This window comes from Streptomyces telluris, from assembly GCF_024519335.1.
Taxonomy (GTDB): domain Bacteria; phylum Actinomycetota; class Actinomycetes; order Streptomycetales; family Streptomycetaceae; genus Streptomyces; species Streptomyces telluris.
Genome location: NZ_JANIID010000056.1, coordinates 1 through 19,769, shown reverse-complemented (window position 1 = coordinate 19,769; position 19,769 = coordinate 1). Strand labels below are relative to the sequence as shown.

The window sequence follows — 19,769 nt, the reverse complement described above, 5'->3', positions numbered from 1 at the left end:
TCGTCGGTTGCCACAACGAGACCACCACGAAAGAGGCAACCCATTCGTCGCGTCTTTCACCCCAACTCGCTTGATTGCGGGGCGAAGTGACACACCCGTCCGGCCGTGCGCACGCAACCGCCATGTTGTCACGCACGGGGGCGGGAGAGGCCCTACGCGCGCGTGGCGCGCCAGTGACTTTGTGACGTTAGCCGAGGGCAGCTCGAACGCCCTACGCGCGCGCGTGGCGCGCCAAGTGCTCGCCGCAGCATGCCAAGTGACCACCGCGGGCCGCTTCGGGGCGGCCGCCTGGGGGCAGGATCCGGCCAAACTCGGGGCAGCGGCTGCACGGGGGCGCACTCGCCCAGTGCTTCGACCCGCACGTCACGGTCCGGGAGGCGGTCAGCCGCCTCCCGGACCGGTCCGCCGCCCGCGGGGAATGAGGCGGCGGCTTCCCCCAGCCCACTGGATCCAGGCAGCGGGCCAACCCACGCGACTCCCATGGAAGCGCTCCCCGGATGGCGCGGACAGAGCGCACGGCGGGCGCACAGCCACACACAACCGGAGCACGTGCCCCTCGATGCACGTCCGCACGGACCAGAATCTCGCCATCCGGGACACCACCTCTTAACGGTCGGGATGCGGGGAACTACGCTGGGTTTACGAATGCCCCGCGCCTATGCCGGGGCGGGCGTCGCGTCGTCGAGGGGTGCGCATGTCCAGGGAGCCACGCGGGCCGAACGAGAAGCTCGGCACCGTCCTCGCCCTCGCCGGGATCAGCAACGCCGGTCTCGCGCGCAGGGTCAACGACCTCGGTGCGCAGCGCGGATTGACGCTTCGCTATGACAAGACGTCCGTCGCGCGCTGGGTCTCCAAGGGCATGGTGCCCCAGGGAGCGGCGCCCCATCTGATCGCCGCGGCCATCGCCGGCAAGCTCGGACGGCCGGTCCCGCTGCACGAGATCGGCCTCGCGGACGCGGATCCGGCGCCCGAGGTGGGGCTCTCCTTTCCGCGCGATGTCGGCCAGGCCGTGCGGTCCGCGACGGAGCTGTACAGGCTGGATCTCGCCGGTCGGCGAGGGGGCGGCGGCATCTGGCAGAGCCTGGCCGGATCCTTCTCCGTCAGCGCCTACGCCACGCCCGCGTCCCGGTGGCTGATAACCCCCGCCGACAGTTCGGTCGCGCGTGAGGCCCACACGGCGGCCGGGGAGGCCGAGGGCTCGGGCGGCCCGGACGGGGCCATACCGCAGCGCGTGGGCCACAGTGACGTCAGCAAGCTGCGGGAGGCCGCGGAGGACGCGCGCCGCTGGGACTCCAAGTACGGCGGGGGCGACTGGCGTTCGTCGATGGTCCCCGAGTGCCTGCGGGTCGACGCGGCGCCCCTGCTGCTCGGTTCGTACAGCGACGAGGTGGGCCGTTCGCTGTTCGGCGCCACCGCGGAGCTGACCCGGCTGGCGGGGTGGATGGCCTTCGACACCGGCCAGCAGGAGGCCGCGCAGCGCTACTACATCCAGGCCCTGCGGCTCGCCCGCGCGGCCGCGGACGTGCCCCTGGGCGGCTACGTGCTGGCCTCGATGAGCCTGCAGGCCACCTACCGCGGCTTCGCCGACGAGGGCGTCGACCTGGCGCAGGCCGCCCTCGAGCGCAACCGCGGCCTGGCCACCGCCCGCACCATGAGCTTCTTCCGCCTGGTCGAGGCGCGGGCCCAGGCGAAGTCCGGGGACGCACCGGCGTGCGGTGCCGCGCTGAAGGCCGCCGAGGGCTGGCTGGAGCGGGCGCGCACGGGCGACCCGGACCCGTCGTGGCTGGACTTCTACAGCCACGAGCGGTTCGCGGCGGATGCCGCCGAGTGCTACCGCGACCTGCGCATGCCGCGGCAGGTGCAGCGCTTCACCGAGCAGGCGCTGGCCCGGCCGACGGAGGAGTTCGTCCGCTCGCACGGGCTGCGGCTCGTGGTGTCCGCCGTCGCCGAGCTGGAGTCCGGCAACCTGGACGCGGCCTGCGCGGCCGGCACGCGGGCCGTGGAGGTGGCGGGCCGGATCTCCTCGGCGCGCACGACGGAGTACGTCCGCGATCTGCTGCACCGGCTGGAGCCGTACGGGGACGAGCCGCGGGTGATGGAGCTGCGGGAGCGGGCGCGGCCGCTGCTGGTGTCGCTGGCGTGAGCAGGAGCGAGCCGTAAGCGCGCGATTCGTAAGCCTGCGGTCCGTAAGCGTGTGATCCATATGCGTGCGGTCCGTAAGCCTGCGATCCGTATGTGTGCGGTCCGTATGCGTGCGGTCCGTAAGCGTGCGGTCCGTAAGCGTGTGATCACTTCTCCGGGCTTCCCTGCCTGACCTGGGTTTCGACCGGTTGTCAGTGGCGCAGGTCATGATGGGGGGCGTGGGTGAGGCGCCGAGGGGAACCGGCTGCCCGGTCGCGGGTGTGCGGGCAGGCGCGGGGAGGTGACGTGGTGAGGGCGTACGACTGCGACGTACTGGTGGTCGGCGGCGGCATCGTGGGCTTGTCGACGGCCTATGCGATCACGCGCGCCCGGCCGGGTACGCACGTCGTGGTGCTGGAGAAGGAGCCGGGTCCCGCGCTCCACCAGACCGGGCGCAACAGCGGAGTGATCCACAGCGGGATCTATTACAGCCCGGGCTCGCTGAAGGCCCGGTTCGCGGTGCGGGGCGCGGCGGAGATGGTGGAGTTCTGCGCCGAGCACGGCCTGCCGCACGAGATCACCGGCAAGCTGATCGTGGCCGCGGACCACGAGGAGCTGCCCCGCCTGCACGCCCTGGTCCAGCGCGGCCGGGAGAACGGCGTGCCGGTGCGCGAGCTCGGCCCCGCCCAGATAGCCGAGTACGAGCCGCACGTGCGCGGCGTGGGGGCCATCCACGTCGGTTCGACGGGCGTGTGCGACTACGGCGCGGTGGCGCGCCGCCTGGCCCGTCTGGCGGAGGACGCGGGGGCCTCCGTGCGGTACGGGGCCCAGGTGCAGGTGATCGGGCGGCGTGGGGCGGCGGTCGCGGTGCGCACGGGGCTGGGCGAGGTGCTGCGCGCCCGCACGCTGGTCAATTGCGCGGGGCTGCACAGCGACCGCGTGGCGCGGCTGGCGGGCGATGATCCCGGGGTGCGGATCGTCCCGTTCCGCGGGGAGTACTTCGAGCTGCCCACGGGGCGTACGGATCTGGTGCGCGGCCTGGTCTATCCGGTGCCGGACCCGGCCTTCCCGTTCCTGGGCGTCCATCTCACGCGCGGCATCGACGGCACGGTCCACCTGGGGCCGAACGCGGTCCCGGCCCTCGCCCGCGAGGGGTACGGCCGCACGACGCTGCGTCCCGGCGAGCTCGCCGGGACGGTGTCCTGGCCCGGCTCCTGGCAGCTCGCCCGCCGCCACTGGCGGTACGGGGCGGGAGAGGTCCGTCGCTCGCTGTCCAAGCGCGCCTTCACGGAGGCGGCCCGCCGGCTGCTGCCGGAGGTGACGCCGGAGGACCTGATACCGGCCCCGTCGGGCGTACGGGCGCAGGCGGTGCTGCGGGACGGCACGCTCGTGGACGACTTCCTGTTCGCGGAGTCGCCGCGGATGGTGCACGTGCTGAACGCGCCGTCCCCGGCGGCGACGGCGGCGCTGCCGATCGGGCGGGAGGTGGCCAGGAGGGCGCTGCGGGCCATGGAAGCGGCCTGACCTGCGCCTGGCCTGCACCTGAATTCGCCTGACCTGCGCCTGGCTGCGCCTGACCTGCAGGAATCGTGACCCCCTGGCCAGTTTCGACACGCCCGTAGAATTGAAGAACTGTGTCCGAGAACCACGCTTCCCCCTCAGCCCCCGTGACCGCCGACGAGCAGGCCGGCGCTCCGGCCGCCGAAGCAGCCGTCGCTTCGACGTCCGTCGCTCCGGCGTCCGCTGCGCAGCCCGCGCGCGGCCGTCGCGAGCCGATGTTCCCCGACGGTCCGGCCCCGGACCCGGCGGGTTCGCACCACGAGCGGCGCATCCGCTCGTTCCAGCCGCGCCGCAGCCGGGTCACGACCGGCCAGGGCGAGGCCCTGCGCCGCCTGTGGCCCAAGTGGGGCCTCGACATCGACGGCCTGAGCAAGCTGGATCTCGGCGAGCTCTTCGGCGACCCCGAGCTGCCCGTCGTGCTGGAGATCGGCTTCGGCATGGGCGAGGCCACGGCCAAGATGGCGGCGGCCGACCCGGGCACCGGCATCCTCGCCTGCGACGTGCACACCCCCGGGCAGGGCAATCTGCTCGGCCTCGCCGAGCGGAACGGCCTGACCAACGTCCGGGTCGCCAACGGCGACGCGATCATCCTGCTGCGCGAGATGCTCGTTCCGGACTCGCTCGCCGGCCTGCGCGTGTACTTCCCTGACCCGTGGCCCAAGAAGCGGCACCACAAGCGCCGGCTGATCCAGCCGGAGTTCCTGGCGCTGGCGGCCACGCGCCTGGCCCCGGGCGCCCTCCTGCACTGCGCGACGGACTGGGAGCCGTACGCGGAGCAGATGCTGGAGGTGCTCTCCGCGGCGCCGGACTTCGAGAACACCCAGGCCGACGGCGGCTTCGCGCCGCGGCCGGAGTTCCGTCCGCTGACGCGCTTCGAGGGCCAGGGCCTGGACAAGGGGCACGTGGTCCACGACCTGCTGTTCCGCCGCAAGGCGCACTGAAGCGCTGGCGCGCTGACGCGCTGGAGAACTGAAGCCCTGAAGCAGGCCGGCAGGTAAGGGTGGGGGAACCGGCCCCCGGAATACCGAAGCCGCCCCGACGTCCCTTGGTTAGGGTCATCGGGTGCATGAGTCCCCACCCCACCAGCAGCCGACGGCCGGGCCGGTGCCCGCCTACGCGCAGCAGCCGAACTTCTCCGCGATGCCCGCCCCCGCGGGCTGGCGCTACAAGCCGCGCCGCGCCCTGTGGGACAACAAGGCGGTGCGCGCCGGCGCACTGATCCTGCTCCTGGCCCTGTGCGGCCTGGTCATCCTCGCCCTGGTGCGGGAGCAGACGGGCACCGAGGGGTTCGTGGTGGGGCTCGGCCTTGCCGTACTGCCGGTGCCCCTGCTGGTGGCGGCGTTCCGCTGGATGGACCGGGTCGAGCCCAAGCCCTGGCGGAACCTGGTCTTCGCCTTCGCGTGGGGCGCCTGCGCGGCCACCCTGATGGCCATCATCGCGAACGGTTACGCCACGGAGTGGCTGGTCAGCTCCGTCGACCTCGCGAAGCGCTCGGAGGCCGACAAGTGGGGGGCGACGTTCGTCGCGCCCGTGGTGGAGGAGACCGGCAAGGCGGCCGCGGTGCTCCTGCTCTTCCTCTTCCGCCGCCGGGACTTCAACAACACCGTCGACGGCGTCGTCATCGCGGGCATCACCGCCACGGGCTTCGCGTTCACCGAGAACATCCTCTACCTGGGCAACGCCTTCGCCACCGACCAGAGCTTCGGCGACGACGGGGTGCCGGCGGCCACGGCGGCGACGTTCTTCATGCGGGTCCTGATGTCGCCGTTCGCGCACCCGCTGTTCACGACGATGACGGGCCTGGGCTTCGGCATCGCGGCGACCCTCGCCCCGCGCCGCAAGATCATCCGCATCCTCATCCCGTTCGCGGGCCTGCTCACGGCAATGGTCCTGCACGCGGTCTGGAACGGCTCGGCCAGCCTGTCGCCCCTGGCCTTCCTCGCGGTCTACGCCCTGTTCATGGTCCCCGTCTTCGGCGTCCTGACCTGGCTCGCGATCTGGTCCCGCCAGAACGAGCTGCGCACCATCCGCACCTTCCTCCCCGCCTACCAGGCCGCGGGCTGGCTCACCCCGCCCGAGCCCATGGCCCTCTCCTCGATGCGCGCCCGCGGCATAGCCCGCGACGTGGCCCGCCGCACCGGCGGCCCGGCAGCGGCCCGCACCGTCGCCGAGTACATCTCCTTCGCCACGTCCCTGGCCTTCCTCCGCCAACGAGCCCACAGGGGCACGGCGGGCCCGGACTTCACCGCCAGAGAACAGGAACTCCTCCACCACCTCTGGCACCGCAAACACATCGCCCAACCAGCCCTGACCCAGGCCTCGGCCACGATCCCGCGGCCGTTCGTAACGATGCAGGCCCCGCCGCCTGGCTGGGGGGCTCCGCAGCCGTGGACCAACCAGTGGGCACCGGGTCGAGACCAACGTCCTTGAAAAGGAGCAGTGCATGCCTGACGCAACGGAAGGCTCTTCTAGCCGTCTGATGACGGCGCTCCGCACGCTGCACGTTGACCGCTCATCGGGCCAGCCAGCACGGCATCAGCCCGTAGTACTCCTCTGGGCAATCCGGCGCGCTGCGGCTGAGGAGAGCCGCTTGGTTCCCTGGCAAAACTCGTGGCGCGAGCTCCACGCCATGCTCAAGGAATATGGGCGTACAGGGTCAACTGCAGCGCCCGAGTATCCGTTCGTCGCACTGCACCGCTCCCCCCTTTGGGAGCTCGTGGGTGTAGATGGCGCAGTCCCGCAAGCACCGGGATCATCACTGCGTCCGTGGCTCAACGCGCAAAACCCTCTTGGTGGACTGGCCGAGGAGTTCTACACGCTCCTCAAGGGGAACCACGACCTTTGTCGCCAGGCTGTCACGACTCTCCACGAGAGCTACTTCGACGACTACCGGCTCGAACTTCTCCTACTCGAAGCCGGTGTTCCTCTGACCGACTTCGATGGGTACGGACACCCACCTCACGTCCGTATCGGTGACTCGTTCTCGCAGCGTCAGACTCTTTCCAGAGCCCGCGTGCATCGCCCGCGACAGGCAGGGATATGCGGCACTGGCGAACTGGGCGCGGAGTCCATCGTTGTATCAGGAGGGTACGAAGACGACGAAGACTACGGCGACGAGATCATCTACACGGGGCAAGGGGGGAGGGACGAGAACACTAAGAAGCAATACGAGGACCAGGAACTCACCCTGGGCAACGCAGCCCTCGCCACCAGCGCATCAGCCGGGGCGCCGGTAAGGGTCATCCGCGGAGCTGGAGGCGACCCGAAATTCTCACCGGAGACCGGGCTCCGATACGACGGGCTTTACCGCGTAGAGGAATACTGGTCACAGCGCGGAGAGTCCAACTTCCTCGTCTGGCGCTACCGCCTGCGCGCTATTGACGCGCGCGAAACCGGGGCCGGGACTAGCGAAGGACGTGACATCGCCGCTGCTATCAACGTCATGTCCGCCGCCCCTGCGGGGAACGCGACTCCTGGACGACGCGAGACCAGAACTCAGCGGGTCATCCGCAGCACGGCGGTCGCCGATTACGTCAAGAGGATCCACGACCACTCGTGTCAGGTATGCGAGATGCGCATAGAGACCCCGACAGGCGCCTACTCCGAAGCCGCACACATACGACCTCTCGGCAGCCCACACAACGGTCCGGACGAGATCGAAAACATCCTTTGCCTATGCCCGAACCACCACGTGGCCTTCGATTTTGGAATGCTCACCATCAACGATGATCTGATCGTAACTTCGCATGGGACGGACGCCAACACATATCAACTCCGCGGACATCCGAATCACCCCGTAAAGAAAGAGCACCTCGCATACCATCGCCAAATCCATGAGCGATAGTCGCAACTACAGCCTGGCGTGCCACCCACCCCGGGCCAGGTAGGTCGTGCCGTCAGGCTTGATGAAGACGCGGGCACCACGAACCGGGAGTTCGCCATTCGTGAGCCAGTAGGTGCGAATCTCGTCGAGGGTGTCCCACAACCGGCGGGGGCCGCCCTGATGGACCGTGGGTAGGCCGTCGGCTTGGGCCACCGCGCGAACCCAGGAGCCGTCGGGGTGGGTCATGAGCGCAACACGTCGGTCTTGGTGCTCCTCGTAACAGTGCTCGATGCCGGGGGCCGTGACGTCGAGCATGGAGGAGAGGTCCCAGGCTTCCGCGACGTTCACGACCGGATATCGACCGGTGGTGATCTGCTCTCCTTCGTGAGCGCGAGCGATGGAGAGCAGATCACCTGTGGCTGCCTCCTGGTAGTCGGGGTCAGTCCTCGTTCTCATAAAGCCCGCCCGGTCCCACTCGACGCGGCCCGTCGCCCCTCCGTCCTCACCTTTCTCCGCTGTGACGAGAAGAGACGTACCGGCGATCGTGGTGACAAGTAGGCCGCCGGGCTTCAGAGCCGTAAGCCAGCTCGCCGGGATCGGGCGGACTGCGACAGTCGCCACGATGCGGTCGAAGACTCCAGGAAGGTCTCCGGTTGCATCGATGGTTTCGACTGAGGGGCGTCTGCCGATTCGTTCGAGGCGCTCACGTGCAGCTTCCACGAGGTACGGATCGACGTCCACGCTCGTCACCTGTTCCTCGCCGAGCCGCCATGCAGCAAGTGCGGCACCGTAGCCCGACCCCGTACCGACATCGAGCAGGGTGTCGCAGCTTCCGAGCCTCGCGTGCTGGAACATGCGGACGACAAGGCTCGGCAGGGTCGAGGAGGAGGTCGGCAGGCCAGTCGGCCGGTCGCCAAACTTGGCATGGTCGGCGTGGCAGGGGCCGACGCTGGTGACGAGCGAGGTGTCAGCGTACGCAGTCCCCAGCCATCGCGGCTCGTCACCTGGTCCGTCGCACAGTGCCCAGCCGCTGGGACCGGATTCCCACCATCGCGGCACGAACACGTGCCGCGGCGTCTCGGCTACGGCGGAGCGCCAGCGGGAAGACGCATACGTTGCTCGCTTCGCGAGGGCGGCAGCGTAAGAGGTCCAGTCCACGGTCAGCTCCTATTCAGGAAACTTCGGGAGGCAGGCCGGCGTGTTGGCGGGGTCGCAGTCACTGCTGTCCTGCGGAGTGCAGGGGTCTTGCGCCATGGGGATTCTCTCGACGATCTCTGCCCACGTGCTGCTCCGCAGGATCGCGGACAGGCCTTGATCTTTAACGTTTCCAGCCGGCAGAAACCGGGAGAGGATGCAGCCGTACACCTCACCATCGGGCGAAATGGCTACGCGCTGACGGAAGCAACGGCCGCACAGTTCGTCAACGCTCGGGGGGACACCAGGGCTTCCTGCTGCCCGCCCCACCCTCCGGGTGCGGTCGATCTGGATCTGCTCGACACCCAACGCACGTAGTTCAGCCTCGGCCTGTCGGACGCGCTGACCGTCGAGCACCTCGACGATCCCGACTCGGAGAGGGATCCCACGGCGCAAGGCAACGCCAATGTTCGCGAGAGTGCGCGCATGACTGCCCCGGCCTTGAGTGATCTTCTCGTGCTGAGCAGCGTCGTCGCTGTAATAGCTGGTCGCAAGGCGGACCCCGTCCCGGCTGAAGATCTCCCACAGCGCTGGGCGCACGTGAACAAGGTTCGAGTACACCTCGACGCCGAGGCCGAGAGCGAGCGCCACGTCCACAAGCTGCGGAAGGTCGGGGTTCAGGGTGGGCTCGCCCCCGATCAACTGCACCATGGGAACACCGATTTCAGCTATCTCAGTCATGACTCGCCGCCAGTCACTGACCTTCATAGATCCGACCGGCACCTGCGGGCTGGAACCGGTGCAGCAGTGCGTACACCGGAGCTGGCAGGTTCCAGTGATCTCCAGCTCAACGGATCGAATGTCGCACGGGGCCACAGTGCTGTCGCTGATCGATGCCATGCCAAACCTCGCCTCTTGTCGGCGTGTTGGATGCGGAAGCGTCGCTCTCATCTCCTACGTCGCGACGCACAGCGAAGGTAGCGCTCAGGCTTAGCAGGCACAAGGATGAGCCGGCGCATCCATGAGACGGCATATGCCAAAAGCCTCCCTACCTGCGAGCGCGAGCAGCAGCACTAGGAGAGGTTCACCGGATCAGGTGATACGCACACCAGACTTGACGCTCGCGATCAATGGGCCAAGCCCGGCGGGACTGATCCTTATGACCACACCAGGGTCGTCACCCTCTCTCATGGCGATGCTCCCCCCATGCCATGCAAGCTCAACGCAGCTGCCTTCCGATTCGGAGAACGAGGACTTCTGCCAGGCTATAAGTTCACCCATTGCGGAGCTCACAATTCTTTTGCAATTTGGCTAATGACATCTCGCGACTCGCTTACCTCAAGCGTCACTCGCTGGAGCGCGCCGTACATGGCCCGATAATTTATAAGCTGAGCTTCCGCATCCAGGAAAACAGCGCCGTACGCAGAGTCCAGCTGAACCGTGTCGAGCTGTGGGACGACCCCTCCGGCGTAGAGCATCGTCTGCGCGGAGCCTACGAACTCTTCACTGGCGAACGGGATCACACGCACTACCACCGTGGGCCATTCCGAGACCTCAAGCAGGTAGCGCAACTGATCGCGGGCCACCTTCCGCCCGCCGTAGAGGACGTGGAGGGCAGCCTCGTGGATGACGACCTCGAAGTGCGGCGGTGCTGGACGCTCGAAGATGGCCCGCCGCCTGAGCCGATGCTCGACCCTGGCCTCCAGCTCGTCGGCGGGCAGCGCCGGAATGCGACCACCAAAGATGGTCCGCGCATAATCCTCGGTCTGGAAGATCCCCGGTACCGTCAGCGTCTGGAAGGCCCTGAGGTATCGCGCATAGTGTTCAAGCTCCGCGATATTCAAGAACCCAATCGGCAAGACATCCCTGTAGGCTTCCCACCAACCTTTCCCGCGCTCCTCCGCCATGCCGCACAGAGCATCGACCAATTTAGTGTCGGCCGCAGAGTAGAACGTTGCGAGACGCCGAACGCGCTCAGCACTGACACCCCAACGTCCGGATTCGATGTGACTGATCTGCGCTTGGTTTCCGCCGAGCAGCTCTCCAGCGGCGCGAGCGGGTAAACCAGAGGCCTCACGCAGCTTGCGCAGTTCCGCTCCAAGCCGTGCCTGCCTCGCCGTTGGGCTGCTCCGGGGTGGCATCAACTTCCCTCTCGTGACTGGCACATCAATTCTCCCGCGCCCAGTCTCACGGGTCCACAGTCCAGCGCGCAGGCTTTGGCCCACGCTTGATAGGGCACATCCATGTGCCCTACGTTCCTGCCATCACCGCGCCGCACCGCCGGGAAGACCCGAAGTGCAGCTGCCTTCATGCCAGTTGATGGACAACGGCGGGCAGCCAAGCCACGGACGGCATTGGAAGTGTGCGGAGGCCCGCCACCCCCGTTAGGAGATCACCACATGCGTACCGTCATGCTCAGCAGCGTCCACGCTGATGCCGAGGACGGCAGCGGCAGGTTCACGGAGGCTTACTACCTCTGCGCACCGGCCTCCCCCACCACAGCCCGCGTCGCGCGGGAGTTCGTCAGCGCCGTGCTTCAGGCGACCACGCACACCTCACTGGTCGAGAACGCGCTCGTCTGTGTGTCCGACCTGGTCACCAATGTTGTCCAGCACACCCGGGTCCACTCCCTCTCCGTGGAGGTCACCGTGTCCAAGGAGCGTGTGGTGATCTCTGTGCTCGACGGTGATGCCGCGCGCCGGCCCCGACGGCGCACAACCCGGGCCGGTCAAGAGGATGGGCGGGGGCTCAGGCTCGTCAGAAGCCTCTCCGTGGATTCCGGAGTCACCCTCGTGTGGGACGAGCTAAATGTGATCGGGAAGTGCGTGTGGTTCGAGCCGCGCGCGGACACGGGCCCGTAACCGCCTCAACTACCGCCCACGCCCCTTGGGCCACACTGCATTCGAGGCCGTGCGGCTGCGGGCGACGCCTCACGAGGGCTATCTGGTCTAGGGCCGCATGCGAAGCAGGGCCGTAGCGGGGTCCGCGCGGCCCCGGCGTAGCCTCGAAAACGTTGGGTTTCTTGATGCGGAGGTGCGGGATGGCGCGGGTTCCTACGGCTGTGGTTGCTGCCGGCGGGCTTGTCGGTGGGTACGGGGTTGCTCGGTGGACCAAGAAGCGGCCGCTCGGTGGGGCCGCGCTTGCCGTGGCCGGTGGGGTGGCTGCCCGGCAGTGGGCCGGGAAGGTCGGGGCGCCCCAGGCCGCGGCGCTGACCGGGCTGTACGTTGCCGCGTTCGCCGGGTCGCACCCGCTGGCCAAGAAGGTCGGGGCCTGGCCGGCCGTGTTCGGGGTGGCCGGGGCCGTGGCGCTCGCCTCTTGGGTGGCTGAGAGTCGGGCTTGATCAGTAGATATTGACGGCGCAGGGCTTCGGGCGGTGTTTTTCCGCTCGAAGCCCTGTCCTTTGCCTGCTTACTCCGACGCCTCCGTCAGGAGGGTCAGGTCCGCCTCCGTCAGCTTGACGTCCGCCATCGCCAGCAACGGCGCCAACTGCTGTACCGTGCGCGCGCTGGCCAGCGGCGTCGCCACGGTGGGCCGGGACGCGAGCCAGGCCAGGGCGACCGTGGCGAGTTCGGCGTCGTGGGCCGCCGCCACCTCGTCCAGGGCCGCCAGGACGCGGCGGCCGCGGTCCGTTCGCAGGTACTCCGCGGCGCCCTCCGCCCGGGCGCTCTCCACCGTCGTGCCCGGGCGGTACTTGCCCGTGAGGAAACCCTTGGCCAGAGCAAAGTACGGAATCGCCACCAGGCCGTGCTTCTCGGCCACGGCCGCAAGATCACCCTCGTAGGTGTCGCGCGAGACCAGGTTGTAGTGGGGCTGGATCGCCACGTACTTCGCCAGGCCCGAGGCCTCCGAGAACTCCAGCGACTCCTGCAGGCGCTCCGGGGTGATGTTCGAGGCCGCGATCTCGCGGACCTTGCCCTCCTTCACCAGCGCGTCCAGAGCGGTGATGAACTCCTCCACCGGCACCGACGGGTCGTCGTAGTGCGTGTAGTAGAGGTCGATGTAGTCGGTGCGCAGGCGGCGGAGGGACTCCTCCACACCCGCCTTGATCACCGCCGCGCGCAGGCCCCGCGGCTCCGGGACGCCCGCGCCGACCTTCGTGGCGAGGACGATGTCGGCACGGTTGCCGCGCGAGGCGAACCAATTGCCGATGACGGTCTCCGACTCGCCGCCCTCGTTGCCCGGGACCCAGGCCGAGTAGACGTCCGCGGTGTCGACGAAATTGCCGCCCGCCGCCGCGTACGCGTCGAGGACGGCAAAGGATTCCGCTTCGTCCGCTGTCCACCCGAAGACATTGCCGCCGAGCGCCAACGGGTGGACGGAGAGATTGCCGATCTTCTTGTGAATGTCAGCCATGTACTCCTGCAGCGCCCTTGTGGGGACGGGTATTCCGCTACGTCCCGTGGCGTTCCGCTACGTCCCGCCGCGTTCCGCTAGGGATGCAGGCCCCTGCCCCTCAGCCACCCCAGCGGGTCGATCGGCGCGCCCCCGCCCGGCCGCACCTCCAGGTGCAGGTGCGGCCCCGTAACGTTGCCCGTCGCACCGACACGGCCTATCACCTGGCCCGGCGCGACCTTCCCCGACGTGACGACCATCGACGACAGGTGGCAGAACCACAGCTCCGTACCGTCGTCGAGCCTCAGCACGATGCGGTAGCCGTACGCCCCCGCCCAGCCGGCCTGAACGACCTTGCCGCCGCCGACCGCCCGCACCGGTGTGCCGGTCGGGGCCGCGAAGTCCTCCCCCGTGTGGTTCGCGGACCACATGTTCCCCGCCTGACCGAAGCCGGCCGTCAGGGTGTACGAGGCCAGGGGGAGCTTGAACCCGCCGGAGGCGGAGTGGCGGGCCGCCGGAGCGGGAGCCTGAGCGCGAGACTGGGCGGGAGCCTGAGCGGATCGCTGCTTCTTCGGCGCCTGCTGCTGCTTCGATGTCTGTTGCTTCGGTGCCTGCTGCTTCGGCGCCTGCCTCGCCGTCTGCTGCCTCGGCGCCTGCTGCTTCGCCGTCTGCTGCTGCTCCGGTGCCGCCGCCCGCGCCTCCGGCGCCTCGGGTGCGTCGGCCCGCTCCTTGTCCGCCTCCGCGGACCGCGCCGCCGCCTCCGCCGCCTTCCGCTCCGCTTCCTTCTTCTGCGTCTCCGCGGCCCGCTTCACCTGGGCCGCCTGCGCCTCGGCCTCGCCCACGCCCTGCTGGTGGTCGGCCTGCTCCAGGATTCTCGCCCGGAGCACCTCACCCGCCGCCGCCGCGCTCTCGGCCATCTCCACGGCGGCCGACGCGCCTTCCTCACCGGCGAATTCGGCGGCAGCGGAATCGACCGAGCCCGCCGCGCTCCCCGCGAAGAACGAGCCAACGCCCGGCAGCTGAGCCAGGTCGGGCATGGATATGGACGTCGCCGGGCGCTCCTGGGCGTGCGCCATGCCGCCCGCGCCGACCGCCGCGATCACGCCCACTCCGAGGACCGCACCGCTGCGGGCCATCGTGCCCCCGCGCGGCTTTACGACGCGGTGGCGGCCGCGGCCCGTACCGAAGGCGTTGTAGACGGAGGGACGGTGGGAAGCGGAGCTGTACGGCGAGTCGGGGTCGTACGCGCTGTCCGACGCGTACCGAAGCTCCGGCCGCCGGGGCTCGGGCTCCGGCTCGTACGGAGGCGCATACGCCGGGACCAGCGGCGGATCGTACGCAGCGGACTCGTACGCGGCAGACTCGTATGCGGCGGACTCGTACGTGGCGGACTCATCCCCCGCCGACTCGTACCCCGCCGACCCATACGCCGCAGGCTCATACGCCACAGGCTCGTACTCGACAGCCTCATACCCGACAGGCTCGTACGCGGCAGGCTCGTACGCGGCAGGCTCGTTGGATGCCACGAAGGCACTCCTTTCCTTCCTTCTCGCCTACCGGGTTAGCTGACGGGTTCGGAGCAGGAAGGTCTCCTACGGGCCGCGCGCGGCCCGATTCACCCCAGGGTGGTGGTTCCCCGGTTCCCAGAACTTGCCGGTGTATCAGGTGGTGCTGTGCCCGCGGGATTCGGCGAAGGCGCACGGCGCAGCGCCTCTTGCGGCGTTGCGACAACCGCGCTCCGTTATCGAACGTTAATAGACATGCCGGGTGGATTCCAAGCCGAACGCCCGAATCCACCGATGCCCTCGGGCACGTCTTCACAGGATGTGCGCCCACGGAACCTGTCGATACTTTCTACGAAATGCTGTTCGATCCGCTCGCCGCGCCGGATCGCCAACAGGGCCATGTCGTCGGCGGCCTGACCGTCCGAATGGCGCGCGACGTCCGCGACCAGGGCGTCCAGCAGCGCCTCCGGGTTCTTGAACCGACAGCCCGTCAGCCCGGCCCGGGGGTCGTAGAACGTACCGCCGGCGTCCCTCGCCTCGGTCACCCCGTCCGTCATCAGCAGCAGCATCGATCCCGCGGGGAACTCCCGCTCCTCCGCCCGGTCCGGCCACACCCCCAGCTCGCCCAGGCCGAGGGGCAGCGCGGGGACGGCGGGGTCCGCCGCGCCGATGCGGCCGTCCGCGTGCAGCAGGAGCGGTGCGGGGTGGCCGCGGTTCAGCAGCCGGAAGACGGGCTCCCCCGGCGGCAGCTCCGCCAGTACGGCCGTGGTGAAGCCCTCGGTCCGGTCCACGGAGTCGGGGCGCAGGTTCGCCCGCCGCGCGCCCTCCCGCTGGAGCGCGTGCTCCAGCCGACCCGCGACGCCCTCCAGCGTGGGCTCCTGCTCGGCCGCCTCCCGGAAGGCGCCGATCACCACGGCGACCGCCTCGACCGCGCCCAGGCCCTTGCCGCGGACGTCGCCGACGATGACACGTACGCCGTGCGGGGTGTCCTGGACCGCGTACAGATCGCCGCCGATCCGGGCGTCGGCCTGGGCGGCGACGTAGCGCGCGGCCACGCGGAGGCCGCCGATCCGGGACGGGGGCGCGGGCAGGACGGCGCGCTGGGCCGCCTCCGCGATGCCGCGGGCGGAGGCGAGCTGCTGATCGCTGCGCCGGGCGATGCGGTTGATGCCGAGCGCGACCAGGGAGACGGCGCCGATGGTCGCGATCTCGGCCAGCGCCTCGCCGGTGTCGGACGGCCGGTGGTAGACCACGAGGCCGACCGCGACCGCCACGGCGGCCAGGGCGGCCGTGACCGTGGCGCGGAGGGTGTGCAGCGGCGCCGCGACGAGGGGCGCGGCGGAGAGGAAGGGGGCGCATGTGTAGTGCGCGGGCGCCCCGAGGCCGAAGAGGACGGCGCCGACGATCAGAACGGCCGGGAGCCTGCGCACGGCCCGGCGAACGGCCCGGGGGACGCCCCGGCGCGCCGCACGGCGGAAGGCAGGGCGGGCAGAACGGCTCTCTCGCTTGCCCACCGCGCTCTCTCCTGACCGGCAGTCCCGCACGTCAACGACCTCCCACCCTTCCGGGCGGGAGGTCGTTGGGCGAACGCTGCTGGGCCAACCGGGGAGGGAGGCCCTTGGGAGAACGGCCCGGCGAGCACGCCGACGGGCAGGCCGCGGCGAGCACCCCCGGGAGAGCGGGTTACGAGGAGCGGCGCTCCCGTGCGCCCCCGGCGCCGCGGCCGGCACCGTTCCTGCCGGCACCCCGGCCGGACGCCGCACCGGAAGCGCCACCGGACGCCCGGCCGGCACCCCGGCCGCCCGCGCCCCGGCCCGAACCACCGGCACCGTAGGACCCCGAAGACGAAGACGAAGCCGAGGAAGACGAGGAAGACGACGAGGACGGCGCCCCGGAAGACATCTCCGTACGCACCCGGCCGCGACCGCCACGACCGCCGCGCGAACCACGGGTGCCCCGGGAGCCGCGCGACCCGGCAGCAGCCGCAGCCCCACCGGCGGACCCGGCGCTCGCGCCGCCCCCGCCCGACCGCTTCCGCGGCGTCGACTGGGCCGGCACCGGCGGCGCGATGACCACGGGCACGCCGCTGGGCTGCTGGGCACCGGTGATGCGGACGAGCTCCTCGTCCTCCGGGCCGACCGTCACGACGTTCGGGGAGATCTTGGCCGTGACCATCATGCGGCTCATCTCGCGCCGCTGCTCGGGCAGCACGAGCGTGACGACCGTGCCGGACTCGCCCGCGCGGGCCGTGCGGCCGCCGCGGTGCAGGTAGTCCTTGTGGTCCATGGGCGGGTCGACGTTCACGACGAGGTCGAGGCCGTCGATGTGGATGCCGCGCGCGGCCACGTTCGTGGCGATCAGCGCGGTGACCTCCTGCGTACGGAAGAGGTCCAGGGTGCGGTTGCGCTGCGGCTGGCTCTTGCCGCCGTGCAGGGCGGCGGCGCGCACGCCCTCGGACAGCAGCTTCTTCACCAGGCGGTCGGCGCCGCGCTTGGTGTCCACGAACATGATCACGCGGCCGTCGCGGGCGGCGATCCGGGTGACCGTGTCCTTCTTGTCCGTCTCGGAGACGTGCAGCAGGTGGTGGTCCATCGTGACGACCGCGCCCACCGACGCGTCGACGGAGTGCGTCACCGGGTCGGAGAGGAAGCGACGGACGAGCCGGTCGACGTTGCGGTCGAGGGTCGCGGAGAACAGCATCCGCTGCCCCTCGGGGTCGACCTGGTCCAGCAGCTTGGTGACCTGCGGCAGGAAGCCCATGTCGGCCATCTGGTCGGCCTCGTCCAGGACCGTGATCCGCACGTCGCCGAGCTTGCAGTCACCGCGCTGGATGAGGTCCGCGAGGCGCCCGGGGGTGGCGACGAGCACCTCGGCGCCGCGCGCGAGCGTCTGGGCCTGCCGGCCGATGGACATGCCGCCGACGACCGTGGCCGTCCGCAGGTTCACGGCGGTGGCGTACGGGGCGAGCGAGTCGGTGACCTGCTGCGCGAGCTCACGGGTGGGGACGAGCACGAGGGCGAGCGGGCGGCCGGGCTCGGCGCGGCGGCCGGCCGTACGGGCCAGCATGGCCAGGCCGAACGCGAGGGTCTTGCCGGAGCCGGTGCGGCCGCGGCCGAGGACGTCACGGCCGGTGAGCGAGTTGGGCAGCGTCGCGGCCTGGATCGGGAACGGCTCGGTGACGCCCTCGCGAGTCAGCGTGGAGAGCAGGCCGGCGGGCATGTCCAGGTCGGCGAAGGACGCCACCGGCGGCAGCGCCGGGGTGGTGCTGACCGGGGTCTCGAAGTCGCCCTGGGGGGCGGCGGGCCGGCGGCGCGACGACGGGGCGCCGGAACGGCCGCCCTGCTGGGAGCTGCGGTTCTGCTGGGCACCACGGTTCTGCTGGGGTCCGCGGGGGCGGGCGGGGCGGGCGGAGCGAGTCATACGGGTGGGACCTTCCCTCAATGGGGGTGGCACGCCCGAAAGGGAGACTTCGCATCGCGAGACCGCCCGGAACGAGAACGGTCGGACGGCGGAAAAGCCTGGGCGCGCTGGTGCGGGACGACAGCCGGCACACGGGCGCCGGCCGGCGCAGGGGCAGCAATGGGGCCCGCACCCCGAGGTGCGGGCCCCATTGCCTGGTGCTTCATGCAGAGCCCGGCGCCGTCGTCAGACGGACCGGGCGGGCATCATCGTCAGGCGGCGACGATGTTCTCGGCCTGCAGGCCCTTCTGGCCCTGCGTGACGTCGAAGGAAACCTTCTGGCCCTCGAACAGCTCACGGAAGCCGTTGGAGGCGATGTTCGAGTAGTGGGCGAAGACGTCGGGGCCGCCGCCGTCCTGCTCGATGAAGCCGAAGCCCTTTTCCGAGTTGAACCACTTCACGGTGCCAGTAGCCATGTCTATCTCCTTAGTGGATGCAATGGGCCCCACACCGGACAAAGACCGGCAAAAACAAAAATGCGCCCTCGGTTCACATAACCGTCAGGCGCACACGAGTTCATGGGTACCACAACTGAAACGTCAGCTAAGCGTAGCACACGTCGGCGGCCCCCGTTTCACCCACCCGCCGACGGTGCGCAGCCCCGCGGCCCTCTGCCGCTACAGCTCCACTACAGCCCCACCAGGCTCCCCTACAGCTCCACGCCCTGGGAACGGGCGTGGCGGTCCGCCGCCACCTCGGCCTCCGCCTCGTCCAGATAGACCTCGCAGACCAGGCGGCCGTCGGTGTTCATGTTGTGCTCCAGCTCCCACAGGCTGAGCTCGCCGCCGCCCTCCAGCAGGAAGGCGTGCTCGTAGAAGCGGCACCAGGTGGCGTCGCGCCCGGGGCCCCGGCGGCGCGGCTTGGTGATCAGCGCGATGTGGTGGCCGAGAGCCCCCTGGAGCAGCTCGCGCACCACCTCGCCGGGCCCGTCCTCGTTCTCCGCGCGCCGCAGCAGCCGCCGGGCGTGGTCGGGCGAGCCGTCGGAGACGTACTCCCGGCGGGGCTGCACCGGCCCCATGGCCAGCAGCAGCTCCTCCGCCAGCCAGGCCGGCAGCTCCTCGGTCTCGCTGCCGGGGCCGATGCCGCCGCCGATCCGGTCGTGCACGCGCCGCTCGGCCCGGTCGAGGACGTCCTCGTCCGCGTACAGCTCGTAGACGAAGACGTCCTCCGGCCCGGTGTTGTGCTCCAGTTCGAACAGAAGCAGGCTGCTGCCGTCCGCCAGGAGGAAGACATGGCGGTACGAATTACAGCGGAGGGGCCGCCGGTCGTCATTGCGCTGGCGGTACGAGCGGAGCTCCGCCTGATGCATCAGCGCCGTCCGCAGCCGTCCCAGCATCCGCTCGTCGATCTCGAAGCCGTTCTGCGCCCGCCCCAGCAGCGCCTCCACATGCTCGATGGGCGTGGTCTCGGCTCCCGCCGGACCGCCCGGTCCCTGGCCGTGCTCTGTGCGCCCCCTGTGCGCCCTGTACGCCGGGCTCTGGTTCCCCCACTCTCCTCGCTCGCTTCCGCTGCCGTTCTCACCCGCTCGCGAGTTCTCCATGCCTCCGACCTCCCGGACCTCGCCGCGCCCACCCCGCGCACTTACCGTAGCGGCGCGAACACGAGACGGGTGCGGAGTTTCGGTGAACTGGGTGCGCAGAGGTCCGGGCACGCGGGGGGCGTCCAGCGGTGGCTCGGCGGGTGGGGCGTGCGCGTGCCGTGCGCCCCCCTGGCCCGGCGGCCGTCCGGCGAATGTCCGGGGGAGCCGGAGCTACTCCTTCACGGACCCCTCCACGGATCCCGTCACGGACCCCTTCACAGACCGCGTCACGGATCCCGTCACGGACCCCTTCACA

Annotated in this window: 17 protein-coding genes, 1 pseudogene and 1 riboswitch; of the genes and pseudogenes, 7 read left to right on the top strand and 11 right to left on the bottom strand. The window is 70.1% G+C overall.

The features are described from left to right. Window positions 1–694: 694 nt before the first annotated feature. The 5 genes from NQU55_RS34540 to NQU55_RS34520 all read left to right on the top strand — a co-directional run bounded on the left by NQU55_RS34540 (window position 695) and on the right by NQU55_RS34520 (window position 7,525). The gene (locus NQU55_RS34540) at window positions 695–2,143 is read left to right on the top strand and encodes an NsdA family TPR-like regulatory protein (RefSeq protein ID WP_168091554.1); all 1,449 of its coding nucleotides are present in this window, start codon (window positions 695–697) and stop codon (window positions 2,141–2,143) included. Between the two features lie 287 nt (window positions 2,144–2,430). Next, a complete protein-coding gene (gene lhgD, locus NQU55_RS34535) occupies window positions 2,431–3,645 on the top strand; it encodes an L-2-hydroxyglutarate dehydrogenase (protein ID WP_168091566.1) in 1,215 nt (404 codons plus the stop codon). 110 nt (window positions 3,646–3,755) lie between these two features. Continuing rightward, window positions 3,756–4,622 (top strand): tRNA (guanosine(46)-N7)-methyltransferase TrmB, encoded by an 867-nt coding sequence (gene trmB, locus NQU55_RS34530; protein ID WP_168091555.1) that lies wholly within the window; start codon window positions 3,756–3,758, stop codon window positions 4,620–4,622. A gap of 121 nt (window positions 4,623–4,743) precedes the next feature. Further along, complete coding sequence (locus NQU55_RS34525) at window positions 4,744–6,111, top strand: PrsW family intramembrane metalloprotease (protein WP_372504869.1); 1,368 nt, start codon at window positions 4,744–4,746, stop codon at window positions 6,109–6,111. 13 nt (window positions 6,112–6,124) lie between these two features. Beyond that, a complete protein-coding gene (locus NQU55_RS34520) occupies window positions 6,125–7,525 on the top strand; it encodes a YDG/SRA domain-containing protein (RefSeq protein WP_206329016.1) in 1,401 nt (466 codons plus the stop codon). A 6-nt stretch (window positions 7,526–7,531) separates the two neighbouring features. On the opposite strand, the gene NQU55_RS34515 is transcribed toward NQU55_RS34520, so the two are convergent. From NQU55_RS34515 to NQU55_RS37005, 5 genes and pseudogenes are all read right to left on the bottom strand, one after another. Beyond that, on the bottom strand, window positions 7,532–8,359 hold the full coding sequence (locus tag NQU55_RS34515; protein ID WP_372504868.1) for a methyltransferase domain-containing protein: 828 nt from the start codon (window positions 8,357–8,359) through the stop codon (window positions 7,532–7,534). A 312-nt stretch (window positions 8,360–8,671) separates the two neighbouring features. Then, a complete protein-coding gene (locus NQU55_RS34510; RefSeq protein WP_168091557.1) occupies window positions 8,672–9,538 on the bottom strand; it encodes a radical SAM/SPASM domain-containing protein in 867 nt (288 codons plus the stop codon). 192 nt (window positions 9,539–9,730) lie between these two features. Further along, window positions 9,731–9,919 carry a DUF397 domain-containing protein gene (locus NQU55_RS34505; protein ID WP_168091558.1) on the bottom strand — a complete coding sequence of 63 codons (189 nt, stop codon included), beginning with the start codon at window positions 9,917–9,919 and terminating at the stop codon, window positions 9,731–9,733. A gap of 8 nt (window positions 9,920–9,927) precedes the next feature. Next, window positions 9,928–10,545, bottom strand: coding sequence for a DUF5753 domain-containing protein (locus tag NQU55_RS34500; RefSeq protein ID WP_308402306.1), 618 nt, complete (start codon window positions 10,543–10,545; stop codon window positions 9,928–9,930). A 24-nt stretch (window positions 10,546–10,569) separates the two neighbouring features. After that, window positions 10,570–10,779, bottom strand: a pseudogene (locus NQU55_RS37005) (helix-turn-helix domain-containing protein); the annotation flags it as partial. Between the two features lie 258 nt (window positions 10,780–11,037). Between NQU55_RS37005 and NQU55_RS34495 the strand changes: the two are divergent. Further along, on the top strand, window positions 11,038–11,499 hold the full coding sequence (locus NQU55_RS34495; RefSeq protein ID WP_168091560.1) for an ATP-binding protein: 462 nt from the start codon (window positions 11,038–11,040) through the stop codon (window positions 11,497–11,499). A 179-nt stretch (window positions 11,500–11,678) separates the two neighbouring features. Then, window positions 11,679–11,978 carry a hypothetical protein gene (locus NQU55_RS34490; protein ID WP_168091561.1) on the top strand — a complete coding sequence of 100 codons (300 nt, stop codon included), beginning with the start codon at window positions 11,679–11,681 and terminating at the stop codon, window positions 11,976–11,978. Between the two features lie 68 nt (window positions 11,979–12,046). On the opposite strand, the gene NQU55_RS34485 is transcribed toward NQU55_RS34490, so the two are convergent. From NQU55_RS34485 to NQU55_RS34460, 6 genes are all read right to left on the bottom strand, one after another. Next, a complete protein-coding gene (locus tag NQU55_RS34485; RefSeq protein WP_168091562.1) occupies window positions 12,047–12,991 on the bottom strand; it encodes an aldo/keto reductase in 945 nt (314 codons plus the stop codon). Between the two features lie 77 nt (window positions 12,992–13,068). Further along, window positions 13,069–14,106 carry a M23 family metallopeptidase gene (locus NQU55_RS34480; protein ID WP_206329020.1) on the bottom strand — a complete coding sequence of 346 codons (1,038 nt, stop codon included), beginning with the start codon at window positions 14,104–14,106 and terminating at the stop codon, window positions 13,069–13,071. Between the two features lie 399 nt (window positions 14,107–14,505). Then, window positions 14,506–14,636: riboswitch (cyclic di-AMP (ydaO/yuaA leader) on the bottom strand. A gap of 75 nt (window positions 14,637–14,711) precedes the next feature. Further along, a complete protein-coding gene (locus NQU55_RS34475; RefSeq protein WP_168091563.1) occupies window positions 14,712–15,989 on the bottom strand; it encodes a PP2C family protein-serine/threonine phosphatase in 1,278 nt (425 codons plus the stop codon). Window positions 15,990–16,158: 169 nt separating this feature from the next. Beyond that, window positions 16,159–17,895: a DEAD/DEAH box helicase gene (locus NQU55_RS34470; protein ID WP_168091564.1), complete on the bottom strand. Its 1,737-nt coding sequence runs from the start codon at window positions 17,893–17,895 to the stop codon at window positions 16,159–16,161. Window positions 17,896–18,146: 251 nt separating this feature from the next. Then, complete coding sequence (locus NQU55_RS34465; RefSeq protein WP_030367061.1) at window positions 18,147–18,350, bottom strand: cold-shock protein; 204 nt, start codon at window positions 18,348–18,350, stop codon at window positions 18,147–18,149. Between the two features lie 233 nt (window positions 18,351–18,583). After that, window positions 18,584–19,474, bottom strand: a complete 891-nt coding sequence (locus NQU55_RS34460) for a DUF6227 family protein (RefSeq protein WP_256791760.1) — start codon at window positions 19,472–19,474, stop codon at window positions 18,584–18,586. Between the last annotated feature and the right edge of the window lie 295 nt (window positions 19,475–19,769).